This is a genomic window from Mesorhizobium sp. M7A.F.Ca.ET.027.02.1.1, assembly GCF_004022985.1.
Lineage (GTDB): Bacteria > Pseudomonadota > Alphaproteobacteria > Rhizobiales > Rhizobiaceae > Mesorhizobium.
In genome coordinates this window covers 1-25,231 of the sequence record NZ_RZOL01000045.1, presented here as the reverse complement: position 1 = coordinate 25,231, position 25,231 = coordinate 1, and the positions used below count along the sequence as shown (strand labels likewise).

The 25,231-nt window shown below is 62.7% G+C and carries 24 protein-coding genes, 2 pseudogenes and 1 riboswitch; of the genes and pseudogenes, 7 read left to right on the top strand and 19 right to left on the bottom strand.

Annotated features, from left to right (window positions below):
• On the bottom strand, window positions 1-1,528 hold a 1,528-nt coding region (ctaD, locus tag EN749_RS08050; protein WP_128362901.1), incomplete at its 3' end, for a cytochrome c oxidase subunit I.
• Between the two features lie 38 nt (window positions 1,529-1,566).
• Window positions 1,567-2,583: a cytochrome c oxidase subunit II gene (gene coxB, locus EN749_RS08045; RefSeq protein WP_164873885.1), complete on the bottom strand. Its 1,017-nt coding sequence runs from the start codon at window positions 2,581-2,583 to the stop codon at window positions 1,567-1,569.
• Window positions 2,584-2,842: 259 nt separating this feature from the next.
• Here coxB and EN749_RS08040 point away from each other — a divergent pair, with 259 nt between their 5' ends.
• A complete protein-coding gene (locus EN749_RS08040; protein ID WP_013532781.1) occupies window positions 2,843-3,397 on the top strand; it encodes an invasion associated locus B family protein in 555 nt (184 codons plus the stop codon).
• Between the two features lie 156 nt (window positions 3,398-3,553).
• A complete protein-coding gene (gene tldD, locus EN749_RS08035; protein ID WP_128362900.1) occupies window positions 3,554-4,966 on the top strand; it encodes a metalloprotease TldD in 1,413 nt (470 codons plus the stop codon).
• A gap of 40 nt (window positions 4,967-5,006) precedes the next feature.
• Here tldD and EN749_RS08030 read toward each other — a convergent pair whose 3' ends face one another.
• From EN749_RS08030 to EN749_RS08015, 4 genes are all read right to left on the bottom strand, one after another.
• Entirely contained in the window at window positions 5,007-5,513 is a 507-nt protein-coding gene (locus EN749_RS08030) for an RES domain-containing protein (RefSeq protein WP_128362899.1), read from the bottom strand.
• A complete protein-coding gene (locus EN749_RS08025; RefSeq protein WP_128362898.1) occupies window positions 5,506-5,877 on the bottom strand; it encodes an antitoxin Xre/MbcA/ParS toxin-binding domain-containing protein in 372 nt (123 codons plus the stop codon). The genes EN749_RS08030 and EN749_RS08025 overlap by 8 nt, the downstream gene beginning before the upstream one ends.
• Before the next feature lie 76 nt (window positions 5,878-5,953).
• Window positions 5,954-7,195, bottom strand: coding sequence for a class I SAM-dependent RNA methyltransferase (locus EN749_RS08020; RefSeq protein ID WP_128362897.1), 1,242 nt, complete (start codon window positions 7,193-7,195; stop codon window positions 5,954-5,956).
• Window positions 7,192-7,956: a TlyA family RNA methyltransferase gene (locus tag EN749_RS08015; RefSeq protein ID WP_128362896.1), complete on the bottom strand. Its 765-nt coding sequence runs from the start codon at window positions 7,954-7,956 to the stop codon at window positions 7,192-7,194. Before EN749_RS08015 ends, EN749_RS08020 begins: the two co-directional genes overlap by 4 nt.
• 324 nt (window positions 7,957-8,280) lie before the next feature.
• On the opposite strand from EN749_RS08015, the gene EN749_RS08010 reads away from it, so the two are divergent.
• On the top strand, window positions 8,281-9,276 hold the full coding sequence (locus tag EN749_RS08010; RefSeq protein WP_164874016.1) for a sterol desaturase family protein: 996 nt from the start codon (window positions 8,281-8,283) through the stop codon (window positions 9,274-9,276).
• Window positions 9,273-10,424, top strand: coding sequence for a GNAT family N-acetyltransferase (locus EN749_RS08005; protein WP_128362895.1), 1,152 nt, complete (start codon window positions 9,273-9,275; stop codon window positions 10,422-10,424). The genes EN749_RS08010 and EN749_RS08005 overlap by 4 nt, the downstream gene beginning before the upstream one ends.
• 88 nt (window positions 10,425-10,512) lie before the next feature.
• Here the strand turns inward: EN749_RS08005 and EN749_RS08000 are convergent, their stop codons facing one another.
• The 6 genes from EN749_RS08000 to EN749_RS07975 all read right to left on the bottom strand — a co-directional run bounded on the left by EN749_RS08000 (window position 10,513) and on the right by EN749_RS07975 (window position 15,533).
• Entirely contained in the window at window positions 10,513-10,806 is a 294-nt protein-coding gene (locus tag EN749_RS08000; RefSeq protein WP_128362894.1) for a hypothetical protein, read from the bottom strand.
• Window positions 10,807-10,970: 164 nt separating this feature from the next.
• On the bottom strand, window positions 10,971-12,884 hold the full coding sequence (dxs, locus tag EN749_RS07995; protein WP_127811007.1) for a 1-deoxy-D-xylulose-5-phosphate synthase: 1,914 nt from the start codon (window positions 12,882-12,884) through the stop codon (window positions 10,971-10,973).
• Window positions 12,885-13,013: 129 nt separating this feature from the next.
• Window positions 13,014-13,934: a pirin family protein gene (locus EN749_RS07990; RefSeq protein WP_127811008.1), complete on the bottom strand. Its 921-nt coding sequence runs from the start codon at window positions 13,932-13,934 to the stop codon at window positions 13,014-13,016.
• A gap of 39 nt (window positions 13,935-13,973) precedes the next feature.
• On the bottom strand, window positions 13,974-14,240 hold the full coding sequence (locus EN749_RS07985) for a DUF2277 domain-containing protein (protein WP_127811009.1): 267 nt from the start codon (window positions 14,238-14,240) through the stop codon (window positions 13,974-13,976).
• A gap of 111 nt (window positions 14,241-14,351) precedes the next feature.
• Window positions 14,352-14,603, bottom strand: a complete 252-nt coding sequence (locus EN749_RS07980; RefSeq protein WP_127268720.1) for an exodeoxyribonuclease VII small subunit — start codon at window positions 14,601-14,603, stop codon at window positions 14,352-14,354.
• 3 nt (window positions 14,604-14,606) lie between these two features.
• Window positions 14,607-15,533: a histone deacetylase family protein gene (locus EN749_RS07975; protein ID WP_127270331.1), complete on the bottom strand. Its 927-nt coding sequence runs from the start codon at window positions 15,531-15,533 to the stop codon at window positions 14,607-14,609.
• A 121-nt stretch (window positions 15,534-15,654) separates the two neighbouring features.
• Window positions 15,655-15,836, top strand: a riboswitch (cobalamin riboswitch).
• Between the two features lie 2 nt (window positions 15,837-15,838).
• Between EN749_RS07975 and bluB the strand changes: the two are divergent.
• Window positions 15,839-16,513: pseudogene (bluB, locus tag EN749_RS38645) on the top strand (5,6-dimethylbenzimidazole synthase); the annotation flags it as partial.
• 122 nt (window positions 16,514-16,635) lie between these two features.
• Here the strand turns inward: bluB and EN749_RS07965 are convergent.
• Both EN749_RS07965 and EN749_RS07960 read right to left on the bottom strand, forming a co-directional pair.
• Window positions 16,636-17,619, bottom strand: a complete 984-nt coding sequence (locus EN749_RS07965) for a hypothetical protein (protein ID WP_245481765.1) — start codon at window positions 17,617-17,619, stop codon at window positions 16,636-16,638.
• Window positions 17,620-17,906: 287 nt separating this feature from the next.
• Window positions 17,907-18,515: a TetR/AcrR family transcriptional regulator gene (locus EN749_RS07960; protein ID WP_127268181.1), complete on the bottom strand. Its 609-nt coding sequence runs from the start codon at window positions 18,513-18,515 to the stop codon at window positions 17,907-17,909.
• Window positions 18,516-18,636: 121 nt separating this feature from the next.
• Here EN749_RS07960 and EN749_RS07955 point away from each other — a divergent pair, with 121 nt between their 5' ends.
• Window positions 18,637-19,860: an MFS transporter gene (locus tag EN749_RS07955; RefSeq protein WP_127811010.1), complete on the top strand. Its 1,224-nt coding sequence runs from the start codon at window positions 18,637-18,639 to the stop codon at window positions 19,858-19,860.
• 149 nt (window positions 19,861-20,009) lie between these two features.
• On the opposite strand, the gene ribB is transcribed toward EN749_RS07955, so the two are convergent.
• Together ribB and aroC are read right to left on the bottom strand one after the other, a co-directional pair.
• On the bottom strand, window positions 20,010-21,110 hold the full coding sequence (ribB, locus tag EN749_RS07950) for a 3,4-dihydroxy-2-butanone-4-phosphate synthase (protein WP_127811011.1): 1,101 nt from the start codon (window positions 21,108-21,110) through the stop codon (window positions 20,010-20,012).
• A gap of 126 nt (window positions 21,111-21,236) precedes the next feature.
• The gene (gene aroC, locus EN749_RS07945) at window positions 21,237-22,337 is read right to left on the bottom strand and encodes a chorismate synthase (RefSeq protein WP_127811012.1); all 1,101 of its coding nucleotides are present in this window, start codon (window positions 22,335-22,337) and stop codon (window positions 21,237-21,239) included.
• Window positions 22,338-22,617: 280 nt separating this feature from the next.
• Between aroC and EN749_RS07940 the strand changes: the two genes are divergently transcribed.
• Window positions 22,618-22,878 (top strand): DUF1344 domain-containing protein, encoded by a 261-nt coding sequence (locus EN749_RS07940; protein ID WP_027035965.1) that lies wholly within the window; start codon window positions 22,618-22,620, stop codon window positions 22,876-22,878.
• A gap of 168 nt (window positions 22,879-23,046) precedes the next feature.
• Here EN749_RS07940 and EN749_RS07935 read toward each other — a convergent pair.
• From EN749_RS07935 to EN749_RS07925, 3 genes and pseudogenes are all read right to left on the bottom strand, one after another.
• Window positions 23,047-23,616, bottom strand: a pseudogene (locus EN749_RS07935) (histidine phosphatase family protein); the annotation flags it as partial.
• A gap of 45 nt (window positions 23,617-23,661) precedes the next feature.
• On the bottom strand, window positions 23,662-24,480 hold the full coding sequence (fabI, locus tag EN749_RS07930; protein ID WP_127268175.1) for an enoyl-ACP reductase FabI: 819 nt from the start codon (window positions 24,478-24,480) through the stop codon (window positions 23,662-23,664).
• Between the two features lie 106 nt (window positions 24,481-24,586).
• The coding region (locus tag EN749_RS07925) for a DnaJ C-terminal domain-containing protein (protein ID WP_128362892.1) at window positions 24,587-25,231 on the bottom strand (645 nt) is incomplete at its 5' end.

Sequence of the window (25,231 nt, the reverse complement as noted above, 5' to 3'; positions counted from 1 at the left end):
CGAACACACCATAGAGGAAGATCAGGACGCCGATGGCCGAGATATACGAGCCGATGGACGACACATAATTCCAGCCGGCGAACGCATCGGGGTAGTCGATGGTGCGGCGCGGCATGCCGGCGAGACCGAGGAAGTGCTGCGGGAAGAAGATCAGGTTCACGCCGACGAAGGTGACCCAGAAATGGGTGTTGGCGATGACGGGCGAATACATGTAGCCGGTCATCTTCGGGAACCAGTAGTACCAGCCGGCGAAGATGGCGAACACCGCGCCCAGTGACAGCACGTAGTGGAAGTGGGCAATGACGAAATAGGTGTCATGCAACGAGCGGTCGAGGCCGGCATTGGCCAGCTGGACGCCGGTGACGCCGCCGATGGTGAACAGGAAGATGAAGCCCAGCGCCCACAGCATCGGCGTCTTGAACGAAATCGACCCGCCCCACATCGTCGCGATCCAGGAGAAGATCTTCACGCCTGTCGGCACCGCGATGACCATGGTGGCGAAGACGAAATAGCGCTGCGTATCGAGCGACAGGCCGGTCGTGTACATGTGGTGCGCCCACACGATGAAGCCGACGGCGCCGATCGCCACCATGGCATAGGCCATGCCGAGATAGCCGAACACCGGCTTCCTCGAGAAGGTCGAGATGACGTGACTGATGATGCCGAAGCCCGGCAGGATCAGGATGTACACTTCAGGGTGACCGAAGAACCAGAACAGGTGCTGGAAGAGGATCGGGTCGCCGCCGCCGTCGGGCGCAAAGAAGGTGGTGCCGAAATTGCGGTCGGTAAGCAGCATGGTGATGCCACCGGCCAGAACCGGCAACGACAGCAGGAGCAGGAAGGCGGTGATCAGCACCGACCACGCAAACAGCGGCATCTTGTGCAGCGTCATGCCGGGCGCGCGCATGTTGAAGATGGTGGTGATGAAGTTGATGGCGCCGAGGATCGACGACGCACCGGCAATGTGGATCGACAGGATCGCCAGATCCATGGCCGGCCCGGGCTGGCCCGAGGTCGAAAGCGGCGGATAGAGCGTCCAGCCGCCACCGACGCCAAAGGCGCCCGGCGCGCTCGGCACGAACATCGAGGTGAGAAGCAGGATGAAGGCCGGCGGCAGCAGCCAGAAGGAGATGTTGTTCATGCGCGGGAACGCCATGTCGGGCGCGCCGATCATGATCGGAACCATCCAATTGGCGAAGCCGCCGATCAGCGCCGGCATGACCATGAAGAAGATCATGATCAGGGCGTGCGCGGTGGCGAAGGCATTGTACATGCTCTTGCCGCCGTCGATCGCGGCGTCACCGTTCATGCCGTAGACCATCTGCGCCAGACCGCTGAAGATCTGGATGCCAGGCTCCTGCAACTCCATGCGGATGGCGACAGACAAGGCACCGCCGATGATGCCGGCCATGATCGCGAAGATCAGGTAGAGCGTGCCGATGTCCTTGTGGTTGGTCGAATAAACCCAGCGGACCCAGCCGTGATAAGGCTTGTGGTCGTGCCCGTCGTGAGCTGCAGCGTCTGCCATGTTCCGCTCCGTTCCCTAAATCTTGCTAACCCGCGGCATCAGTTGCCGGCGGCCGCTACCTTGTTCTGGCCGTCGACCTCGGCCATCAGCGTCTTGTTGGCGCCGGGCAGATCGGTCTTGGCTGCCGCCAGCCAGGTCTTGAACTGCGCATCGGAGACGACGCGGATGGCGATCGGCATGAAGGCATGGTCCTTGCCGCAGAGCTGCGAGCACTGGCCGTAAAAAATACCTTCCTTCTCCGCCTTGAACCAGGTCTCGTTGGTGCGGCCCGGAATGGCATCGATCTTGATGCCGAACGACGGCATGGCAAAGGAGTGGATCACGTCGGTCGCGGTGACGAGCACGCGGGTCATGGTGTTGACCGGCACCACCAGTTCATTGTCGACCGCGAGCAGGCGCGGATAAACCTTGCGGTCCTCCTTGCCGGCGGCGGCGCGGTCGGTGTCCTGAAGGATCGCGGAATTGAAGGAGAGCGTGTTTTCGGTCTGGTACTCGTAGTCCCAGTTCCACTGGTTACCGGTCGCCTTGACGGTCAGCTTCGCTTCTTCCGGCGGCGTGTATTGCGCGGTCAGCAGCTGGAACGAGGGAATTGCCAGGCAAAGCAGGATGACGACCGGACCGACAGTCCAGATCACCTCGATCAGCGTGTTGTGGCTGGTCTTGGACGGAACCGGGTTCGCGCTCGCACGGAATCTGACGATGCAATAAGCGAGGAGAAGCAGCACCAGGATGGTGATCGGAACGATGAACCACATCGTGTAATTCCCGAACCACTCGATCTGCCGCATCATGTCAGTCGCCGGCGCCTGGAAGGTTGTCTCCCAGTTCTTGGGCTGGTCGGCATGGGCGGATGCGCCGGCGAAAAACGTGACAGCGGCACAAGCACTTAGAAACTTGGCACTTGCTGGAACCTTGGCGTTTGCCAGGAAATTTCTCATCGCCCTCATCGTCTCCCAGTTCCTCGCTGCGGTACCCACGAGAATAACGAACAATGCCGGGACGGGAATCCCGACAGTTTCAAGGTGGTTCAAACCATACTCTTTTTCCCTCCGCAAGAAAGGAGCGGACGAAACCGTGCGGCATTTTTGCGCGCAAGCCCGGATATGCCTTTGGAGGCAGCCGCGGCAGCACCGAATCGCCTACATTGAGCCCGCAGCAGCATTCCCGCGGGCCGCAGGTGCCGAACGTCGCAATTCGGGCGAAATTGGCAGGGAAAAGCGCCCAATTGGCTTTTTCGGGGCAGACCTGGTGCGGTCTCGTCCTTTACTTGGCTTTGGCGCGGCTTAAAGTGCCGTGATTCGCAATGGAGCCGTCATGAATTACTGGCTTTCGAGAAACTCTCGGTTTTCGAGAAACTGGGCGAAGGTCATCTTTTTCGCCGCCCTGTCTGGCATCGGCTTGTCCGCGATCGTGTCCGGCACGGCGAACGCCGCGCAGCCGAGCGGCACCGTGCGCTCGACACATGGCGCATGGTCGATCATCTGCGACACGCCGGCCGGTGCCACCTCGGAACAATGCGTGATGATGCAGAACGTCGTCGCCGAGGACCGTCCGGAGATGGGACTGTCGGTCGTGGTGCTGCGCACCGCCGACAACAAGGCGGAGATCCTGCGCGTGCTGGCGCCGCTCGGCGTGCTTTTGCCCAACGGGCTCGGCCTCAATGTCGACGGCAAGGACATCGGCCGCGCCTATTTCGTGCGCTGCTTTCAGGACGGCTGCTATGCCGAGGTTATCCTCGAAAAGCCGCTTCTCGACACGCTGAAGACCGGCACGTCGGCCACCTTCATCGTCTTCCAGACCCCGGAAGAAGGCATCGGCATCCCGGTCGACCTCAAGGGTTTTGCCGACGGCTTCGCCGCCCTCCCCTGAAATCCTGCGACATCACCGGCATCATCAACCAGAAGTGACGTCGACGGGCTGCTGGCAAACCGCTTTTGTCTTCACAATGCGGCCGAGCGATTGTCTCGGCGCGCCTTCGCGCCTACATCGTGGCAAAGACCCATTCCTCCTGTGAACGGACGCGCCATGAACAGCCTGATCGGCCAATTCGACATTTCAGACGATCGCATCAAGCAGATCGTCGCCGAGACCATCAACGGCGCCGATGACGGTGAGTTGTTCCTCGAATACAGCGAGAGCGAAGCGCTGATGTTCGACAATGGCCGCCTGAAGACCGCCAACTTCAACACCGACCAGGGGTTTGGCCTGCGTGCGGTTGCCGGCGAAGCCAGCGGCTATGCGCATTCCAGCGACCTCTCCGAAGCGTCGCTGCTGCGCGCGGCCGATGCCGTTTCAACCGTCAAGGGCGGTTATTCCGGCACGCTTGCCGCGGCACCTGCCCGCACCAACCGCCATCTCTATGGCGAAGAGAACCCTATCCCCTCGCCTTCCTTCGAGGCCAAGGCAAAGCTCTTGCAGGAAATCGACGCCTGGCTGCGCGCCGAGGATCCGCGCGTGCGTCAGGTTTCGGCATCGCTCGCCGCATCCTGGCAGCATGTCGAGATCGTGCGCGCCGATGGCCAAATGGTGCGCGATATCCGCCCGCTGGTCCGCATCAACGTCTCCGTTGTGGTCGGCGATGGCGACCGCCAGGAGAGCGGCTCCTACGGCATGGGTGGCCGCAAGGCGTTTGGCGAATTCCTGGTCGAGGACAGCTGGAAGCACGCCGCCAAGGAGGCGCTCAGGCAAGCTCTGGTCAATCTCGAGGCCATACCGGCCCCGGCCGGCACTTTCGACATCGTCTTGTCCAGCGGCTGGCCGGGCGTCATGCTGCACGAGGCCGTCGGCCATGGGCTGGAAGGCGATTTCAACCGCAAGAAGACCTCGGCCTTCGCCGGCCTGCTCGGCCAGCAGGTCGCCGCCAAGGGGGTCACCGTCGTCGACGACGGCACGATGCCCGAGCGGCGCGGCTCGCTGACCGTCGACGATGAAGGCACACCTTCGGCCCGCAATGTGCTGATCGAGGATGGCAAGCTGGTCGGCTACATGCAGGATCGCCAGAATGCCCGGCTGATGGGCATGAAGGCGACCGGCAACGGCCGCCGCGAAGGCTATGCCCACCAGCCGATGCCGCGCATGACCAACACCTACATGACATTTGGTGACATGGAGCCGGACGAAATCATCGCCTCGGTCAAGAACGGCATCTATGCCGTCTCCTTCGGTGGCGGCCAGGTCGACATCACCTCGGGCAAATTCGTGTTCGGCTGCACCGAGGCCTACATGATCGAGAACGGCAAGGTGACGCAGCCGATCAAGGGCGCGATGCTGATCGGCAACGGTCCGGACGCCATGCACCGCGTCTCGATGATCGGCAACGACATGAAGCTCGACACCGGCATCGGCATGTGCGGCAAGGCCGGACAGGGCGTGCCCGTCGGCGTCGGCCAGCCGCATCTGCGCATGAACCAGATGACGGTGGGCGGCACCAGGGTTTGATAAGAACAGTCGACGAGCTTACTCGCCCATCTGAATTGCCCTAAAGCCAGGATGCCGGCGATTTCGGTAGACGCCGGTCGGGGTCGACGACCTCCAGGCGCGGCGCGCCATCCTCGTTCCAGCGCCAGAGCGCAACGCACGTGCCGCCGGGCGACATGAAGGACGGATAGATCACGCCGTTCACCCCATCGGCAAGCAGGCGATCCCGCAGCTTGTGGGTCTCGGGCACAAGGCCCTGATCCAGCATGTCTCGCCATTCGCATTGGTGAATACCCGCCGTCATGGCCAATTCGCTCAGCATTGCGGCATCGGTCAGATCGGCCAAGCGCGCGCCCGAGAGCTCAAGTTGGGCAATTAACGCCGGATGCTGGACAAAGCCCTGATTGTACTCCGCCCAGGCGGTGGACAATTCGCGCGCCGCATAGATCGTTGAAGCGCCAATTGGATTCCAGCGACCGCCGAAGTGGGCAGCGCCCTCGCCCGAAAGCGGCAGATGCGCCCAACGCGGTACGATGGCCCGCCACAAGGTCAGGCTGATCTCAGGCATACACGCCGGAGCGGACGGCCTCCAGATAGGCAAGCACCTTGTCCGTCTTGCCCTCGCGAACCAGGTCGTAGGCGGTCTTTCCCGCCCAGCCGGGGATCGGCTGGTGCTTAAACCAGATCGCCGCACGTTGCTCGCCGCCGGCCATTTCACCGGCCATCGACAGGATGCGGACGATCGGGCTGAGGGCGGCGTCGACCTTGCGCGCGCCGGCCTTGGCGGCAAGCGTGTTGCGCGCGACCCCGATCAGGCCGGCCAATTCGGTCAGGTTGACACCAAGCTGTTCCGCGACACGCCTTGCCGAAAGGTAAGGCGACCGTTCATCGCCAAAGCGTGACGCCGGAATTTCGAGGGCTGCGGAGTTCATGACGATTACCTAGCATATTTTGATGCGTACGGTATCAAAATAGGCCCAATTCACGCGCAACTCAAGCACAAGCGACCTACCGCCTCCGCTTCGGCTTCTCCAGCAACGCCACCGCTTCGACATGCGGCGACCACAGGAATTGGTCGATCGGCGTCACGCCTTTCAGGATGTAGCCGCCGTCGATCAGGATGCGCAAATCTCGCGCGAGCGTCACCGGATTGCAGGACACCGCGGCGACGTACGGCACATCCGAACGGGCGATCTGCTTCGACTGATCCTCGGCGCCGGCGCGCGGCGGGTCGAACACCACACCATCGAAGGCATTCAATTCCTTGAATGTCAGCGGCCGCCGGAACAGGTCGCGGCGTTCACCCGTCACCCGCTTCAAGCCAGTGGCGAAACGCGATCCACGGTCGAGGGCCGAAAGGGCTGCCGCATCGCCTTCCACCGCATGGACTTCCGACTTCGCGGCCAGACGCAGAGCAAAGCTGCCGCAGCCGGCGAAAAGATCCGCCACCTTCTTGGCACGCTTCAGATGCCCACCGACGATATCGGCCATCGCCTGTTCGGCGGCCTCGGTTGCCTGCAGGAACGCGCCGGGGGGCAAGGCGACAGCGACGCTGCCGAACATGACCACCGGCTTTTTCGGCTCGATGATGATTTCGTCATCGATGGACAGCCTGGCAAAGCCCTGCGCCATGACGAAATTGGCAGCGATGCGGCGCTGATGCTCCCCCAGCTTGCCGGATTCGTGAACCGCGACATCGAGACCCGAACCGGTCACGGTGACCGCCAGCCGGAACGATTTGGTTGTTGCGCAGACCAATTCGGCGAGCGCCTTCAACCGATCGAGCGAAGCGACGATCTCAGGCAGCGAGATCGGGCATTCCGATATGGCGATGATCTCCGGCGACAGATGGCGATGGAAGCCGAGCAGCATGCCTGTATCGGTACGCCGGGCGGCAAGCACGACACGGCGGCGCGTCTGCGGCGCGCAAGCGACCAGGTCACCGATCTCGTAATCGATGCCTTTGCCCTTCAGGATGTGCGCCACCTTTTCGCGTTTCCACTGGCGATAGGCTTCGGCTTCGAAATGCTGGAGCGCGCAACCGCCGCATTCGGTGAAATGGCGGCAGGCGGGATCAATGCGCAGCGGCGATGATTCCAGCACCGCCATCAGCATGGCGCGATCCCTTTCGCGCGCGGCGGTAACCGTTTCACCGGGCAGTGTGAAGGGAATGAACAGATCTCCTGTCTCGGTCTCGGCGACACCGTCCCCCTGAGCGCCAAGTTTCCTGATGCTGAAGCGCGCGCTCATCGGTCCTTGATCCCACCGAGCAGGAATTCGCGATTGCCGTCGCCGCCCTCGATCGGCGACAAATGCAGCCCCAGCGAGCGCCAACCGGGAACGGAGTCCAGCCAATCCTGCAGCAGGCCGGCGACACGGGAGGCGTCGTAGGGGTCTTTCAACAGACCACCCTTGCCGATCGCATCACGGCCCGCCTCGAATTGCGGCTTGACCAGAAACATGGCCTTGGCGCCAGCCTTCGCCAGACCAAGCGCCGGCGGCAGCGCCAGTTTCAGAGAGATGAAGCTGACGTCGGACACGATGAAATCCGGAATACGCCCGCTGAGATCGGCAACGGCGAGGTCGCGGGCGTTCAGTCCTTCGATCACCGTCACACGCGGGTCGCCGCCGATATCAGGATGCATCTGGCCATGACCGACATCGACCGCGGTGACATGGACCACGCCGCGCTCGAGCAACACCTGGGTGAAGCCGCCGGTCGAGGCGCCAATGTCGAGCGCTTCACAGCCGGCAGGGTCGAGGCCGAAATGATCGAGCCCACCGATCAGCTTGAGTGCCGCGCGCGACACATAGCCTTGCGCCGGATCATCGATGGTAACAAGGCATTGCGGCAAAACGCTCTGGCCGGGCTTGCGCGCAATGACGCCGTCGACGGTCACCGTGCCACGCTCGACCGCGTCGCGGGCACGTGAGCGGCTGGCAAACAGCCCGCGCTGGACGAGCAGGTCGTCGAGCCGCTGGCGTGCGCTGGCTGGCAGAGGGGAATTCATCGGCCTTCATGGCGAAAGCCGACGACGATGGCAAGAGCACCGGCCGGAAGCATCTCGTCTCACGTTCCCATCATCACGCCCAGCACATTGGACCGCGGCGATGGTGAGGCGTTCCGTCACGCCGACCACCCTATGAATATCTATCGTTGCGCCGGTTGAGACGGATGACCGCCGAAGCATGAGGTCTCGTCGCCTGCCGATAAGTGCCTAAAATCTAGAAAGCCTCATGATTTCTTAACCAATTTTCATCGCATTTGCTTGAGGACTTCAATGTTATGACCGCGACGACCGGAAAAGCCGGATGAAGAGGCGGCAACCTTGGAAATGGCCAGCGATATCGTCTACAAGGTTCTTGACCGGATTTCCGGCGCCGGCCTGCTGGCGACCGGACTTCTGTTGCTGACTGCTTTGGTCAGCGCCCTGGTCGCCTACTGGCGCACGGTCGAGAAAAAGAGCTGGAAAGAGTTTTTCGAGTTCGCAGTCCCGCATGAGGTCATCACGCACCCTTCGGCGAAAGCCGACCTTTTGTTCTGGGTGACGCGGAAGGCGCTGATGCCATTCCTCATGCTGCCCGCCGGCGTCGTCTTCGTCAGCGCCGTCGGCTATGCGACGAACTGGTTGCTCTCCACGCTGCTGGCGATCCAGCCGCCCCTGATCGAAGGACCGGCAGGGCCGGTGACGGTGACGATCTTCACCATCACCATGCTGCTTGCCTACGACATCTCGTACTATCTCTACCACGTCGCCCAGCACCGCTACCCGGTGCTGTGGGAACTGCACAAGGTCCACCATTCGGCCGAGGTGATGGTCGGCATCACCAAGGATCGCGTCCACCCGCTCGACGAATTGATGAACCGGGCCTGGGACGGCGTCATTCCCGGCATCTGCTTCGGCATCTGGTCGCTGGTGTCGCTGAACCTCGTCGAGCTGACGGTCTTCGGCGTCAACGTCTACATCATACGCAACATCCTGATGATGGATTTCGTCAGGCACACGCATTTCAAGATCTCGTTTGGACCGTTGAACAATCTGATCCTGTGCCCGCACTGGCATCAGCTGCACCACAGCACCGACCCGCGCCACTACGACAAGAACTTCGGGCTGCTCTTCTCGTTCTGGGATCGGCTCTTCGGAACCATGTGCGTTCCGAGACCCGACGAGGACTTCAAGTTCGGTTTGATCGAACGCAACGTGCGCGACTACCAGTCGCTCGCAGGCCTCTATGTCCTGCCGCTGAAGCGGATGTGGCGGCAGATCGCCAGACATTTCCGCACCGACAAGCCCGAGCCACAGCAATCGCCGCAAAGGGGGAGGCCATGAACGGACCCGCCGTGTTCCGGATGCCGCGAACGCACCGGATCGAAATTGCGACCTCGCCAGCGCGACTGGCAGAAATCGCGCCCGCCTGGGCAGCGCTCTGGCAACGCGCCGGCGGCCTCGTTTTCCAGCATCCCGACTGGATCTCGGCCTGGTGGCACACCACACCGCATCAGGACCGTCGCGGTCTCAGGATCGGCCTGGTCTGGAGCGGCGAGCGTCTCGAGGCCGTCATTGCGCTCGCGACCTTCTGGCGCTCAGGCATCCGTATGCTGGAATGGGCGGCGAAAGATCACTGCGACTATGGCGATGTCCTGGTTGCTCCCGATGCCGAGCCACAGATCCTGCCGCAACTCTGGCAACATATCCTCGACGATGGCGGCTTCGATCTTGCCTACCTCAATCGTCTGTTGCCTGATGCCCGATTCCGAACCCTGCTTGGTCCCGCCGCCCCAGGCCAGGGCAATATCTTGCAGCCAAGCCACCGCAGTGAGGTCAGCTATCGAGTTTCCGGCGCCGGGCAACGCGGCGCACAATGGTTTGAAAGCCAGTCGAAGAAAACTCGGCAAAACTATCGCCGTGGCTACAAATTCATGGAGGAAGGCGGCGCGCTGCGTTTCCGCCTGATGGATGCACAGGAAGCCCGCGAGCCGGTGCTGGAGCGCGTCGCCGCGCTGAAGCGGTTGTGGCTTGCAAAACACGGCCGCGTTTCGGACCTCTTCGACGAAGGCTCCCCCGCGCTGGCGGCACTGATCTCCGTTCTGGCCAAGCTCGGGTTGCTGCGCATCTTCGTGCTCGAACGCGAAGACGAGATCATCGCCATCTCGATCAATTTCGAGCAGCATGGAACGATGATGGCTTTCGTCACCACCTATGATCCGGCCTTCGAACGGGCCTCGCCGGGCATGGTCTTGATGATGGATTACATCCAGTGGTCGTTTGACCGGGGCTTGACCACGATCGATTTTCTCTGCGGCGGCGAGGATTTCAAGCGCCGCTTTGCGACGCATTCGGTGATCTTGTCGTCGGTGGTGGGTGGACGAAACCTGCGCGGACGCCTAGCCGCCCTGGCAGACCGCGCCCGCCACGCGGCGCAATCCTGGCGCCCCGAGAAATCGGCGCAGCAAGCGGAGCTGGTTGCGGCGGAGTAGCATCGCCGACGCTTTTTAGATCACCTGCACAGCGGCAAGCGCGATGAAACGATCGGGCAATCCCGATCAAGGCTTGTTGGTCTTCAGCTCAGAATACGGTTCGCGAAACCGGGCGCTCGACGGCTGGAGACAAGCCATCCTCACGGCCGCCCGAAGCTTGCTCGCGTGCAGGCTCGATGGCAACCGCAGGCGCGGGAACAGGGGCCGGCAGAACCACCAATTGCGGCACCTGCTTGAAGGAAAAGCCGCCGCGGATGTCGCCCATCTTGCCGGCGATGAGGCCCATCGCCGCCTTTTCGAGGCTGCGGTCATAGCGCGTTTCGGCTGTGGCCGGCGCGATGATAACGGCGCAAAGTGCTGCGCCGCACAGAAGCGTTTTCATTGTTGTTGTCTCCCTGCCTGATCACGATCTAGCAGGGCGCCATTGAAAAACGGCCAAGAGACACGGTAAGCAAAGCGCCAAACGGCAGCGTAAACAATGCCTTAAGATCGCTTGCCGGCAAACTGATTCAAGTCTTTGAGACTTTGATTCAGGCGCGCTGGGATTCAGGCGCGCTGGGCGTGGACTGTGTGCCCGAGTGCCACGAACACGGTGCGCACGATGCCGGCGGCATCGAGCCCGGCATCGGCATACATCTTTTCCGGCTTGGCGTGGTCGCTGAACGCGTCGGGCAGCACCAGCGGACGCACCTTCAGGCCGCTTTCCAGCAGGCCCTCATGGGCAAGGAACTGCAGCACGTGGCTGGCGAAGCCGCCGACGGCGCCCTCCTCCACCGTCACCAGCACCTCATGCGAGCGGGCCAGCCGCCGGATCAGATCCTGGTCGAGCGGCTTGGCGAAACGGGCGTCGGCGACCGTGGTGGACAGCCCGGCAGCACCTAGCTCCTCCGCGGCGATCAGGCAATCCTGCAGCCGCGTGCCGAAAGACAGCAATGCAACCTTGGTACCCTCCTTGACGATGCGGCCCTTGCCGATTTCGAGAACCGAGCCGCGCTCCGGCATGTCGACGCCGACGCCATTGCCGCGCGGATAGCGGAAGGCGATCGGACCCTCATCATAGCTCGCCGCGGTGCGCACCATGTGGCGCAGCTCCGCCTCGTCGGCGGCCGCCATGACGACGAAACCCGGCAGTGTCGCCAGGAAGGTGGTGTCGAAGGCGCCGCAATGGGTCGCGCCATCGGCGCCGACGAAACCGGCGCGGTCGATGGGAAACCGCACCGGCAGTTTCTGAATAGCGACGTCGTGGACGACCTGGTCGTAGGCGCGCTGCAGGAAGGTGGAATAGATGGCCGTGAACGGCTTGTAGCCTTCGGTGGCAAGGCCGGCGGCGAAGGTCACCGCGTGCTGTTCGGCGATGCCGACATCGAAGGTGCGCGACGGGAACGCTTCGCCGAACAGGTCGAGACCGGTGCCGCTCGGCATAGCGGCCGTGACGGCGACGATGCGGTCGTCCTCGCGGCCCTCCTGGACCAGGCTTTCGGCGAACACCTTGGTGTAGGCCGGTGCGTTGGCTGGCGCCTTGGCCTGCGCGCCGGTGATGACGTCGAACTTGTTGACGCCGTGATATTTGTCGGCGGCGGCTTCGGCCGGCGCATAGCCCTTGCCCTTCTGGGTGACGACATGGATGAGCACCGGGCCTTCGCCATTGTCGCGGACATTTTTCAGGACCGGGATCAGGTGCTCCAGATTGTGGCCGTCTATCGGGCCGATGTGATAGAAGCCGAGTTCCTCGAACAGCGTGCCGCCGGTGACGTAGCCGCGTGCATGCTCGACCGCCCTTGTGATCGCACGATCCGCGCGCTTGCCGAGATAGGACGTCAGTTTCTTGCCGAAATCGCGCAGGCCGATATAGGCCTTGCCGGAGGCCAGCCGCGCCAGATAGGCGCTCATCGCGCCGGTCGGCGGCGCGATCGACATGTCGTTGTCGTTGAGAATGACGATCAGCCGTGCATCGAGCGCACCGGCATTGTTCATCGCCTCATAGGCCATGCCGGCGGACATGGCGCCGTCGCCGATGACGGCAATGACGTTGTTGCGGCCGCCGGAGAGATCGCGGGCGGCGGCCATGCCGAGGCCGGCCGATATCGATGTCGAGGAGTGGGCGGCGCCGAAGGGATCGTACTCGCTCTCGGCGCGGCGGGTGAAGCCGGACAGACCGCCTTCCTGGCGCAGCGTGCGGATACGGTCGCGGCGGCCGGTCAGGATCTTGTGCGGATAGGCCTGGTGGCCGACATCCCAGATCAGCCTGTCATCGGGGGTGTTGAAGACATAGTGCAGCGCCACTGTCAGCTCGACCACGCCAAGCCCGGCGCCCAGATGACCACCCGTGCGGGACACGGCGTCGACCAGCTCGGCGCGAAGCTCGGACGCCAATTGCGGCAGTTCACTTTCCGCAAGCGTGCGCAGGTCGGCCGGGATGCGGACCTTGTCGAGAAGTGGCGTATGCGGCGGTGCGTTCACGGTGCTGAGGCTTTCGGTTGATGGGCGAAATAGGTCGCCGGCCGGCGAAAGTAAATGCGTGTCAGTGACGCGGATCAGGCCCTAGTCTTTGTCTATGCATTTCGTTCTGCCACTTTCCGGCGACAGGCATCAGCTTTCCGGCAGCGGGATGAATTCTTCCTCGTCTCCTGGAACGATGTCGAAGCGGCCCGTCTTCCATTCTTGCTTGGCCTGTTCGATGCGTTCCTTCGACGATGAGACGAAATTCCACCAGATGTAACGCTTCGAACCGAGCGAGGCGCCGCCAAACAGCATGAAATGTGCACCGGTCTGCGACGATACGACGATCTCGTCACCGGGACGGAACACCAGCAGCCGTTCCGCCGGAAAGACGTCACCTGATATCGAGACCTCGCCTTCCAGCGTGTAAATGGCGCGCTCTTCCGCATCGGCAGGGATTTTCACGCTGGCGCCGGGCGCCAGGCGCAGGTCGGCGTAGAGCGTCTCCGAGTCGGCCCTGACCGGCGACCGCAACCCCTGGAAATCGCCGATGATGAGGCGCCCGTTGACGCCTTCGGCATCGATCTCGGGAAGCCTGAGCGCTCCTGTGTTCTCGAAAACCGGTGCCACCTCTTCCTTGTCGTCCGGCAGCGCCAGCCATGTCTGCAGGCCGGATACCGACATCGGCGCGCCACGCAGTTCCTCCGGCGTACGCTCCGAATGGACGATGCCGCGGCCGGCGGTCATCAAATTCACGTCGCCGGGCTGAATGACCATTTCGGTGCCGAGTGAATCGCGATGCCGGATCTTGCCGTCGAACAGATAGGTGACCGTCGACAGGCCGATATGCGGATGCGGACGGACGTCGAGCGCCTGGCCGGCCCGCAGGATGGCAGGACCCATGCGGTCGAAGAAGATGAACGGCCCGACCAGCCGCCTTTTTGCCGTCGGCAGGGCACGGCGCACCTGAAAACCACCGATGTCCTTGGCGTTCGGAATGACCATCAATTCGATCTGGTCGCTGGCAAAGGCGTCGCCTGCCTCAGGGTCTTTCCCGGGGAAGAAGCTCATGGACTCTCCTTGTCGGCCGTCGAAGGCCGCCTGGCCGCGTCAGGCAAAGCGAATGGCCGCCTTTGCCCGCAGCTTGGCCGCCACCTCTCCGCGATTACGCGGATGCTGATGGGTTTCCAGGGAATCGAGCAGTTCGCGCGCCGAGGCCGCGATGGCTTCGACGGCATGGTCGAAGGCATGCTGGTTCTGCTTCGAGGGCCGCGTCGTTCCGCTCAGCTTGCGGACGAACTGAAGAGCCGCGTCGCGCACCTCGTCAGGGGTTGCCGGCGGATCAAAATTGAACAGGGTCTTGATGTTTCTGCACATCGCTTCCGTATCTCCTCTTGTCCTTGAGCTCTTTCAATTGGGACGAGTTATATCCTCGATCATGATCATGTCCAAAAACCGGTGAGGCGAGGCCATCGTTCGGACCGGGCCTCAATCCGCGTCGAGCGGCTCCGTTCCGACCGGCTTGCCGTCGCGCGACAGCCTGATCTTCTCGACCTTGTCCTCGGCGGCCTTCAGCAGCCGGTCGCAATGCGCCTTCAGCGCCTCGCCACGTTCATAGATCTTGATCGACTGGTCGAGCGGCACGTCGCCACGCTCCAGATCATCGACGATCTTCTCCAGCGCATCGAGTGCCTGCTCGAAGCTCATCGCCTTGACGTCTTCGTTGGTCTCATCGGCCATCATTCATCCTTTCATCAGTCGCCCGACATGGGCGGCGACCGAAAATGCCAATCCCTGCAGATCGTAGCCGCCCTCGAGCAGGCTGACGAGCCGGTTGCCGCTGTGGCGTGCCGCGCGCTGCATCAGTTGGCCGGTCGCCCAATCGAAATCATCCTCGGTCAGATTGATCTCGGCCAGCGGATCGCGGTGGTGCGCGTCGAACCCCGCCGAAATGATAATCAGGTCGGGCGCGAAATTGTCGAGCGCGGGCAGGACGCGCGACAGGAAGGCATCGCGAAACACCTCGCTGCCAGTCTGCGGCGCCAGCGGCGCGTTGACGATGTTGCCGGCGCCCGTTTCGTTCTTCGCTCCGGTGCCGGGATAAAGCGGCATCTGGTGTGTCGAGCAATAGAGCACCGACGGATCGTCCCAGAAAATGTCCTGCGTGCCATTGCCGTGATGCACGTCCCAGTCGACGATGGCAACGCGTTCGACACCGTGTTTCTTCTGCGCATAACGCGCCGCGATCGCCGCCGTGTTGAACAGGCAGAAGCCCATGGCCGTGGTCTTTTCGGCATGATGGCCGGGCGGCCGGGCGGCGACGAAGACGTTGTCGGCGCGGCCCGAAAAGACGTCATCGACGGCGGCGTTGGCGGCGCCGATCGCGGTGATCGCCGCTTGCCAGCTCTTCGGACTGGCAGTGGTGTCGGCATCGATGCGGGCAATCCCCTCGTCGGGAATGGCGGCGCGCACGCGGGCGACGAAATCGGCGGGATGCGCGTAGAGGATGGTGGCCTCGTCGCCTTCCGGCGCCTGGATACGATCGAGCCCGGCAAAGGCTTCCTCATCGAGCACGCGCTCGATGGCACGCAAGCGGTCGGGCCGCTCGGGATGTCCGGGCGGCGTGAGATGCTCGAGGAAGATCGGATGGGTGTAGAGACGGGTGGTCATCGTCCTAATCTAGTGACCCGGATCGACAAAGGCCATGCACGGGCGGCCGATGACTGGGGAAAATCGCGACTGCGTCCATTCGCGTCGCTGCAAGCATTGGCGTCCTCAGCACTTCGGCGTAAGGTTTTTGGTACTGCCTGGTGCCCGCCGCAAGCGGGAGAATCGGGAACACGGTTGAATTCCGTGGCGTGCCCAACGCTGTGAGGGGGACCGCGCCGGTAAAATGCCACTGTCGATGACGGGAAGGCACCGGACGCGGGTTGATCCCGAGCCAGAAGACCGGCCTGGCAGGCATCGTCATCCGCATGGTCAGGCGGATGATATCAATTGCAATCGCAAGGGGACAAGCGATGCCGGAACACCTGACCGCTGCTGTTGGCGACGGATTTGACCAGAGTGCGCGCGATGCGGTCTATCGCGCCATGTTCACACGGCGCGACGTGCGCAGCCATTTCCTGCCCACCGCGATCGATGACGACGTGCTGGCGCGGCTGCTGCTTGCTGCCCATCACGCGCCATCGGTCGGCTTCATGCAGCCATGGAATTTCATTGTCATTCGTGACATCGAGCGACGGGCGGAGGTGCGCGACCTGTTCCTGGCCGCGCGCGAGCAGGAACTGCCGGCGATCGACGAAGAGCGGCAGGAACTCTACCGCAAGCTCAAGCTGGAAGGCATCTGCGAAAGCGCGCTCAACATCTGCATCACCTGCGACCGGCAGCGCTCGAAGGGTTCGCCGCTGGGACGCTGGCACAATCCGGAGATGGATCTCTACAGCACCGTCTGCGCGGTGCAGAATTTCTGGCTGGCCGCGCGTGCCGAGGGCGTCGGTGTAGGCTGGGTCAGCATCATCGAAGCGCAGGCGCTAAAGCGGCTGTTGGCCATTCCGGACCACGTAACGCCGATCGCCTATCTCTGCGTGGGCCGTGTTTCCGAGTTCGCTCCCAAACCGGACCTTGAAACGCATGGCTGGGGACGGCGGCTGCCGCTGCCGGAGCTGATCATGAGCGAGACCTTTTCCGGGCAAGGCGAGACACAGCTCAAATCCACCGTGGCGCGCCTCAACACCGTTTCTGCCTCACCAGACATCACCCGCCCGGCCGATCAGGGTGTGGCGCCGGCCGTAGCCCAGCGCGAACCGCCGAAGGAGGCGAGCGCCTTGTCCTTGAGCTCCCTGAACTTCGACGACGCCTCGGCCAGCCGGGCGTCCCAGGCCGGATCCGGCACCTGGCCCGCGATGGTCTTGAAATAGACCTGCATCAGGCAGGCGATGGCGAAGGGTTCAATGAACGCCGCCTTGAATGCCCAGGCGAAGACGATGGCGAGCACAAAAGCCCAGCCGGCGAGCTGGCCAGGCATCAGGAACAGAATCGCGCCGGCAGGCGCCAGCATCATCAGAAAGATGATGAACGACACGCCCCACATGATGACCGCCAGCCAGACGGCGTTCTTGACCATGACCTTGCCGTTCTGGGCATAGAGCACGACGCCCTGGCGCGCCGTCTCGAAGGGCGAGGCTGAATTGATGCGGATGTTGTAGCCGAGGATGATCTCGTCGACATAGGTCAGCGACAGGCGGATCACCGTGTTGATGAAGGAGACCAGGCCGCTCAGGCCCGGTATCGGCAGGAAGGCGGCGATGCCGCCGAGCAGGCCGGTGATGGCGCGGATGGCGCCCTTGACGAGTTGGTCGACGACGAAAAGGATGTTGGCCTCGGCGAAACGCTGGGTCACGATATCCCTGGCATAGGCGATCTGGTCCTGACCGCCGGGAATGTCGCGGCCGTCGATCAGATGAACCATGACGGCGATGTGGCCGGCCTTGACGACATAGAGGATGTATTCGCGGATCCAATACACAGCGATCGAGACGAGGCCAAACCCGACCACGCCGCCCCACAGGGCAAAGGACATGGGCCCGTCGGGATCAGTGGAGATATGGCCGACGCCATAGCCGACCGAGGCGCCGGTGCCCGTCGCCATAATGTAGGCCAGCGTGATGCCGAAATAGACGATCATGCGAAAGACGATGAACGGCCAGGTCCGCATCATGATGGACACCGACCGGCCGATCTCAAAATCCCACATGTGCCCCGAATCTCCGCCTCAGAGATGGTGGAAGAGGATGGACTCAACCCGGCGATTGTCAATTGCCGGCCCTGACGCCAAAGGGCAACGAATTCGGGCTAACGGGTTTCTTCGGAGCCTTCGCCGGCGCGTAGGCTGACGGAGCATCAAACGAAAAACCCGCCTGTGCGGCGGGTCACTGGCGCAAATCAGCACCATGGACGAATATGTACCTTAGCTGAGGTCACCGGGTCAAGAAAAAATTCCTATCGTGAACAGCTGCCGGCACGAAAGCTCCGGTGAGAACTTCAATTCGACTGCGGATCCGGCTTCTTGAGCAGGCCTTCGAGCAGTTGCTTGAACGCCGTCACCACCTTCTTCGACGTCGCTTCGGGGTCGCTCGAATTGGCGATCCGTTGCGCTGCCTGGCTGCTCGCTCCGTTGATCAGTCGCGAGGCCGTCTCGGGGTCGAGGCTGGAGACAACGACCCCCTCCTCCTGCAGCGCGGTCAGATGGTCGGTCATTGAAGCGATGCACGCACTGCAATTCGGCCATTGCGCTGGATCCCCCAGCACGGCCGGGCCATCCCGGAACATGATGCGCTGGATTTCCGGCTCCAGCGCCATCTCGATATAGGTCGAGCACTCGTCGACGAAATGTTGCCAACGGGTCGGCGCTCTCGACGCGACCTCATTGATGCGCGCCGCCATCTCGCCGTCAATCTGGGCTATGACCGCCTGCAGCAGCCCCTTCTTGTCGCCGAAATGATGATAGAGCGCGCCGCGCGTCAGCCCGGCCGAAGCGGTGAAATCATCCATCGAGGCTTCCGCATAGCCTGTTGTGCCGAAGGCATGACGGGCCGCCGCGATCAGCTTGGCGCGCGTCTCGGCGATCATCTCCTTGCGGGGTCTGTGCATGGCTTCTGGCCCTATTCACATACGCAACGTATGCCAATTGACATACGCGACGTATGGCCTATTTAATGATCATACGCTCCGTATGTAATTGTCCAATCGTCCTTTGTCGAGGAACCAACCGATGCAAAATCCCTACGCGGAAATCTTTCGTGCCCCCGGCGCCAAGGGCTTTGCGGCCGCCGGCTTCATGGCGCGCCTGCCGATCGCCATGGCGCCAATCGGCATCGTGGCGATGCTGTCGCAGACGCGCGGCGAATACTGGCTGGCGGGTGCGGTCTCGGCGACATACGCGCTGGCCAACGCCTTCGCCGCGCCGCAGATATCGAGACTGGTGGACCGCCTGGGCCAGACACGAATCGTGGTGCCCACCACCATCATCGCGGTGCTGGCTTTCGCGGTCCTGATAGCGGCGGCCAACCAGAACTGGCCGGTTTGGACGCTGTTCGTATCGGCACTGCTGGCCTCCGCCATGCCAAGCATACCTGCGATGGTGCGCGCGCGCTGGACGGAGATTTTCCGGGGGCGGCCGCAGATGAACACCGCATTCGCCTTCGAGTCCGTGGCCGATGAACTGGTCTATATCGCCGGGGCATCGCTGTCGGTCGGCCTCAGTGCCGCCCTATTCCCGGAAGCCGGCGTTCTGGTGAGCACATTATTTCTCGCATTCGGATCAGCGGCCTTCATCCTGCAACGCTCGACGGAGCCGCAAGTGCGGCCGGTGGACCATAACTCAAGCGGCTCGGCGATCCGCCTGCGGCCGGTTCAGATCATCACCCTCGCCCTGATCTTCATCGGCGCGACCTTCGCGACGACGGAAGTGACCACCGTGGCGATCACCAAGGAGCTTGGCCAACCGGGCGCCGCCAGCCTTGTCATCGGCGTTTATGCGCTGGGATCGTTCGTGCTCGGCATCATCGTCGGCGCGCTCAGCCTGAAGGCGCCGCTGCAACGCCAGTTGGCCATCGCAGTCGCCCTCGTCGCGCTCGGCACGCTGTTGCCGCTCACCGCCGACACCGTGCCGCTGCTGGCGCTGACCGTGTTCATCAGCGGTGTGGCGATCTCGCCGACCTTCATCACCGCCTTCGGCCTGATCGAGCGGCATGTGCCGGAAGCGATGCTGACCGAAGGCATCACCTGGGTCATGACCGGCATCGGCATCGGCATGGCGCTGGGCTCGTTCGCCGCCGGTGCGATGGTCGATGCGTTCGGCGCCCAGAGCGGGTTCTGGGTGTCGGTGGCTTCAGGCACGATTGCACTGATCGCCGTACTGCTTGGCCAGCGCAGCCTTGCCACGACTGAGTGCGAGATGGACGGATGTGAAGCAGCCGCCGTTCCGGCCGAGTGACCGCCAGGATATGTTGAGATTCAGGTCAGGCCGAGCCGAAAATGATGGATTTCGAGAACCGGAGCGCAGCGGACTTCCCGGTCCGTGAGCACCGGAAAGCGCAGAAAGCCGCCATTTGCAGGCCGGCCTCACCTGAATATCGATATATCCTAAAGGATCTCGGTCTTGGCGATGTGGATGCCAAAACCTTCGAGGCCGACATAGTGGCGTTCGCGCGAGGCGATCAGGTTGATCGAGGAGATGCCGAGATCCTTGAGGATCTGCGCGCCAAGCCCGATCTCGCGCCACTCGTTTTCGCGGCGGCGGGCCTCTTCGTGATCCTCGCGGTCGCCGCTTGCCGGTCGTTTGCGCTCCTGATGCGCAACGCCGACGGAACCTTCTCTGAGATAGACGATGACACCGCGCCTGCGCTCGCCCATTTCCTTCATGATGGCGTCGAGCCGGTGGCTGGTGCCGAACACATCGGTCACCACATCCTCCGAATGCAGGCGCACCGGGACCTCCTCGCCGTCACGAATGTCGCCGAAGACGATGGCGACGTGGTGCATGGAGTCCCACGGCAGCGTGTAGGTGAAGACCTGTGCCTTGCCGCCGAGCGTGTCGATTTCCGAGCAAGCGACGCGTTCGACCAGAGTTTCCTTACGTTGCCGGTAGGCGATGAGGTCGGCGACCGAAACCTGCTTCAGCCCATGCTCCTCGGCGAAAGCCTGCACCTGCGGGCCGCGCTTGACGGTGCCGTCATCATTGACCAGCTCGGAAATGACGCCGACCGGCGGCAGGCCGGCGAGCTTGCACAGATCGACCGCTGCTTCGGTATGGCCGGAGCGCATCAGCACGCCGCCTTCGCGCGCGATCAGCGGGAAGATGTGGCCGGGGCGGACGAAATCCGAGCCACCGACATTGCCGTTGGCAAGATTGCGAACGGTCAAAGTGCGATCTTCGGCCGAGATGCCGGTCGTGGTGCCATGCTTGAAATCGACGCTGACGGTGAAAGCGGTGGTGTGGGCGGAATCGTTGTCGGCGACCATGGGCGCAAGGTTCAGCCGCTTGGCTTCTTCGCGCGGCATCGGCGTACAGACGATGCCGGAGGTGTGGCGAACGATGAACGCCATCTTTTCGGGCGTGCAGTGGACAGCGGCGACGATCAGATCGCCCTCGTTTTCGCGCCCGTCATCATCCATGACGACGACGATCTCGCCGCGTTCGAAAGCACGCAGGGCTTCGACGATTTTCTTCTGGTCGTAAGGCATGGGTACTCGCTTCGCTCGCAGGGGAATAAGGGAGTAGGGCAGTACGGGAGTAGGGAAAAGCAAAAAGATTGGCCGGCCGGGCTAAGAGCGCAACATATTCCCCTATTCCCTTATTCCCCTATTCCCCTATTCCCTTCCCGTCTGTCCCCGATGCCGCAGATAATGATCGGCGATAGCACAGGCAACCATTGCTTCGCCGATCGGCACGGCGCGGATGCCAACGCATGGATCGTGGCGGCCCTTGGTCATGATCTCGACGTCCCTGCCGTCCTTGTCGATAGACTTTCGCGGCGTCAGGATCGACGAGGTCGGCTTGACGGCGAAACGGGCGACGATCGCCTGGCCGGTCGAGATGCCACCGAGGATGCCGCCCGCATTGTTGGACAGGAACACCGGCTTGCCGTCATTGCCGATGCGCATCTCGTCGGCATTCTGTTCGCCGGTGATGCGGGCGGCCTCGAAGCCGTTGCCGATCTCGACGCCCTTGACCGCGTTGATCGACATCAGGCCGGAGGCGATGTCCTGATCGAGCTTGGCATAGATCGGCGCGCCGAGGCCTGGCGGAACGCCGTCGGCGACGATCTCGATCACCGCCCCGACCGAGGAGCCCGCCTTGCGGATGCCGTCGAGATACTGGGTGAAGACGGGTACGGAGGCCGGATCGGGGGTGAAGAACGGATTTTCGGCATCGCCGATGAAATTCCAGTTCCAGTTGGCGCGGTCTATGGATTTTTCGCCCATCGACACCAGCGCGCCGCGCACCACAACGCCCGGAACCACTTTGCGCGCCAAGGCACCGGCCGCCACCCTGGCTGCCGTCTCGCGGGCCGAGGAGCGGCCGCCACCGCGATAATCGCGCACGCCGTATTTGACCTCATAGGTGTAGTCGGCATGGCCCGGCCGGTATTGGCGGGCGATCTCGCCATAATCCTTTGAACGCTGGTCGACATTCTCGATCAGCATCGACACCGGCGTGCCGGTGGTGATCATCGTCTCGCCGTCCTCGTCGAAGATGAAGCCGGACAGCACCTTCACTTCATCCGGTTCGCGACGCTGCGTGACGAAACGTGATTGCCCCGGCCGGCGCTTGTCGAGGTCGGCCTGGATGTCGGCTCGAGTGAAGCGGATGCCGGGCGGGCAGCCGTCGACCACGCAGCCGAGCGACGGGCCATGGCTTTCGCCCCAGGTGGTGACGCGGAAAAGGTGCCCGAACGTGTTGTGAGACATGAAATGACCCTGCCCGGCAGCGGAGCCGGCTTGGCGCATGACCCCGAAAATCGGAGCGATTTTCGGAAAGGATCATGCGCAAAATCAACAATGCTACAGCGTCCTTTGCGCGTCCAAGAGGACGCGCGGCGCTGTAGGTTGCCTTCTATTGGCGTTTTTCACAGGGGTCAAACTGTGATCTGGCGGATTTAGTTTTGACACATTCGGTTGGTTTCTGCTCTGCTCCATCCGCCGTTGAACGCCCGCCGCCATGCCGGCGCAATGATAAAGAGGAACGATCATGCGTACCCTGATTGGCGCCATTGCCGCCACGCTGCTGCTTTCCACCGCCGCTTTCGCCGGCCAGACCGAAGGCCTGATCAAGAAGATCGACAAGGATACGGCGACGCTGACGCTGGATGACGGCAAGTCCTACAAGCTGAACGCCGAGACCGATCTCGACGCGCTGAAGCCGGGCATGGACATCGTCATTGCCTACGATGTGACCAATGGCGAAAACATCGTCACCGATATGGAACTGCCGGACAGCTCTGCCAACTAGAGCTTCCAACCTCAATTGAATGCTGTCTTTGCGGTTCAGCTTTCGCCGAGCCGCCTGCCAAATGGCCTAACGCGTGTCGCGTCTGAACGGATTCAGGCGACCCGCTTTAGGTCTTTGTTTTATGCATGTCGTTCTCCCAAAACCGGGGCCACTTTTGGGCGACATGCATTAAAGCCACTCCAGACTCTTGCCTTCGAGCTTGAGCAGGCGATCCTGCGGTATTTCCAGGTTCGCTGCCTCATCCTCGGCCAGCCCCAGAACGAAGCGAAACAAGGTGCGCATGACGCCGCCATGGGTCACGCATATCGTCTGGCGTTCGATCGCGTCGAAGCATGGCCTCACCCGTTCGAGCAGCATCTGATAGCTCTCGGCGCCTTCGCCGGGCGGCTGAAAGTTCCACTTGTCCAGAGCACGCGTCATGCTCGCTCCGGGATACCGTGTCTCGAGCTCGGGAAAGGTAAATCCCTGCCAATCGCCGAAATTGACTTCGACGAGGCGCGGATCGGTTCGATAGGCATCCGGATCGAGCTTCATCGCGGCGCGAATACGCTGCATCGTTTCGCGCGTCCGTTTCATCGGACTGGCGAGGAAATCGAATTCCCAGGGATTTGGGACCAACGCGGCTAGCCGAAGCCCGTTGCCGGTCGCCTGTTCGCGGCCAAGAGCGTTGAGATCGGTATCGGCCTGCCCCTGAAGTCGCATTTCGGCGTTCCACGCGGTCTGGCCGTGGCGCGCGACAGGTCTTCCGGTGCGGGATCGGGACGGACGACGGTTGGCCGGGCGTTAGTCCTTGACCGTCGAAATATCAGGCGCGTCGACCGCCTTCATGCCGACGACGTGGTAGCCCGAATCGACGTGGTGCACTTCACCGGTGACGCCGCGCGACAGGTCGGACAGGAAATAGACGCCGGAATCGCCGACTTCCTCCTGCGTCACCGTCTGCTTCAGCGGCGAATTGTACTCGTTCCACTTCAGGATGTAGCGGAAATCGCCGATGCCGGAAGCGGCAAGCGTCTTGATCGGGCCGGCCGAAATGGCGTTGACGCGGATCTTCTTGGCGCCGAGGTCGACCGCCAGGTAGCGCACGCTGGCCTCGAGCGCCGCCTTGGCGACACCCATGACGTTGTAGTGCGGCATCACTTTTTCGGCGCCGTAGTAGGTCAGCGTCAGCAACGAGCCGCCATCGGTCATCAGCGCCTCGGCGCGCTTGGCTATGGTGGTGAAGGAATAGACCGAAATGTCCATGGTGCGCAGGAAATTGTCGCGCGTCGTCTCGACATAGCGGCCGGTCAGTTCATCCTTGTCGGAGAAGGCGATGGCGTGGACGAGGAAATCAAGCTTGCCCCAGTGCCTGGCGACATTGGCGAAAACCTCGTCCAGGCTCGCCGGATCGGTGACGTCGCAATGGCCGGCGACAAAGGCGCCCAGTTCCGCCGCCAGCGGCTCGACGCGCTTCTTGAACGCCTCGCCCTGATAGGTCAGCGCGATCTCGGCGCCATGGTCGACGCACGACTTGGCGATGCCATAGGCGATCGACCTATTGTTGGCGACGCCAAGAATGAGGCCGCGCTTGCCGGCCATTAGGCCCTGTCCACCCGCCATGTGAGCGCTCTCCGCAAGATTTCAGCTTTGTGGGTTGCCCTATCGCACAGGCACAGAGCCCCTTCAAGCGTCCAAACCGGACAGTTCGGGGGACAAAAGCCGCCGATCAGCCTTTTTGGCCGCGCAACAGCTCTTCGAGCGCGCTGTCGCCGCCTTCCGGCAGCATGATACGCACATGAGCGTAGAGATCGCCGTGGCCGCCGGCCTTTTCCGGCAGGCCTCTGCCCTTCAGCCGCAGGACCTTGTCGGAGCTCGACCAGGCAGGAATGTTGACCGCAAGCCTGCCGGTCGGCGTCTCGACCGGCACCTTGGCGCCGAGCACCGCATCCGCCAGCACCACCGGCAGATCGGCGTGCAGGTCGCGGCCCTCGATGCGGTAGCGTGGATGTCGGCGCAGATGGATCTTGACCAGCGCGTCGCCTGGCTGGCCCGGCCCCTGCTCGCCTTGGCCCTTGAGGCGAATGGTCTGGCCATCCTCGACATAGGCCGGCAGCTTGACCGCCACCTTGCGGCCGTCGGGGAACATCGCCGTCACCTTTTCGGCGGTCGCCGCTTCCTCGATGGTGACGTCGAGCGTCACGTTCAGATCGGCTGCTGTCGCCTGCTGGCGGCGATCGCCCGTGCCGGGACCGCGCGCGCCCGAAAAAGTGTCGCCAAAAATCTGGCTGAAGATGTCGCTGTTGCCGTCGAACGGATCGCCACCCGGTCGGCCGGAGCGGAATTCGAACCGCGAACCGCCCGGACCCTGTTG

Excerpts from the sequence above, each read along its gene's own strand:
- EN749_RS08040 (WP_013532781.1), top strand. The coding sequence starts at position 2,843 with ATGAATTACTGGCTTTCGAGAAACTCTCGGTTTTCGAGAAACTGGGCG.
- tldD (WP_128362900.1), top strand. The coding sequence starts at position 3,554 with ATGAACAGCCTGATCGGCCAATTCGACATTTCAGACGATCGCATCAAG.
- EN749_RS08030 (WP_128362899.1), bottom strand. The coding sequence starts at position 5,513 with ATGCCTGAGATCAGCCTGACCTTGTGGCGGGCCATCGTACCGCGTTGG.
- EN749_RS08025 (WP_128362898.1), bottom strand. The coding sequence starts at position 5,877 with ATGAACTCCGCAGCCCTCGAAATTCCGGCGTCACGCTTTGGCGATGAA.
- EN749_RS08020 (WP_128362897.1), bottom strand. The coding sequence starts at position 7,195 with ATGAGCGCGCGCTTCAGCATCAGGAAACTTGGCGCTCAGGGGGACGGT.
- EN749_RS08015 (WP_128362896.1), bottom strand. The coding sequence starts at position 7,956 with ATGAATTCCCCTCTGCCAGCCAGCGCACGCCAGCGGCTCGACGACCTG.
- EN749_RS08010 (WP_164874016.1), top strand. The coding sequence starts at position 8,281 with ATGGCCAGCGATATCGTCTACAAGGTTCTTGACCGGATTTCCGGCGCC.
- EN749_RS08005 (WP_128362895.1), top strand. The coding sequence starts at position 9,273 with ATGAACGGACCCGCCGTGTTCCGGATGCCGCGAACGCACCGGATCGAA.
- EN749_RS08000 (WP_128362894.1), bottom strand. The coding sequence starts at position 10,806 with ATGAAAACGCTTCTGTGCGGCGCAGCACTTTGCGCCGTTATCATCGCG.
- EN749_RS07990 (WP_127811008.1), bottom strand. The coding sequence starts at position 13,934 with ATGAGCTTCTTCCCCGGGAAAGACCCTGAGGCAGGCGACGCCTTTGCC.
- EN749_RS07985 (WP_127811009.1), bottom strand. The coding sequence starts at position 14,240 with ATGTGCAGAAACATCAAGACCCTGTTCAATTTTGATCCGCCGGCAACC.
- EN749_RS07980 (WP_127268720.1), bottom strand. The coding sequence starts at position 14,603 with ATGGCCGATGAGACCAACGAAGACGTCAAGGCGATGAGCTTCGAGCAG.
- EN749_RS07975 (WP_127270331.1), bottom strand. The coding sequence starts at position 15,533 with ATGACCACCCGTCTCTACACCCATCCGATCTTCCTCGAGCATCTCACG.
- EN749_RS07965 (WP_245481765.1), bottom strand. The coding sequence starts at position 17,619 with ATGTGGGATTTTGAGATCGGCCGGTCGGTGTCCATCATGATGCGGACC.
- EN749_RS07960 (WP_127268181.1), bottom strand. The coding sequence starts at position 18,515 with ATGCACAGACCCCGCAAGGAGATGATCGCCGAGACGCGCGCCAAGCTG.
- EN749_RS07955 (WP_127811010.1), top strand. The coding sequence starts at position 18,637 with ATGCAAAATCCCTACGCGGAAATCTTTCGTGCCCCCGGCGCCAAGGGC.
- ribB (WP_127811011.1), bottom strand. The coding sequence starts at position 21,110 with ATGCCTTACGACCAGAAGAAAATCGTCGAAGCCCTGCGTGCTTTCGAA.
- aroC (WP_127811012.1), bottom strand. The coding sequence starts at position 22,337 with ATGTCTCACAACACGTTCGGGCACCTTTTCCGCGTCACCACCTGGGGC.
- EN749_RS07940 (WP_027035965.1), top strand. The coding sequence starts at position 22,618 with ATGCGTACCCTGATTGGCGCCATTGCCGCCACGCTGCTGCTTTCCACC.
- fabI (WP_127268175.1), bottom strand. The coding sequence starts at position 24,480 with ATGGCGGGTGGACAGGGCCTAATGGCCGGCAAGCGCGGCCTCATTCTT.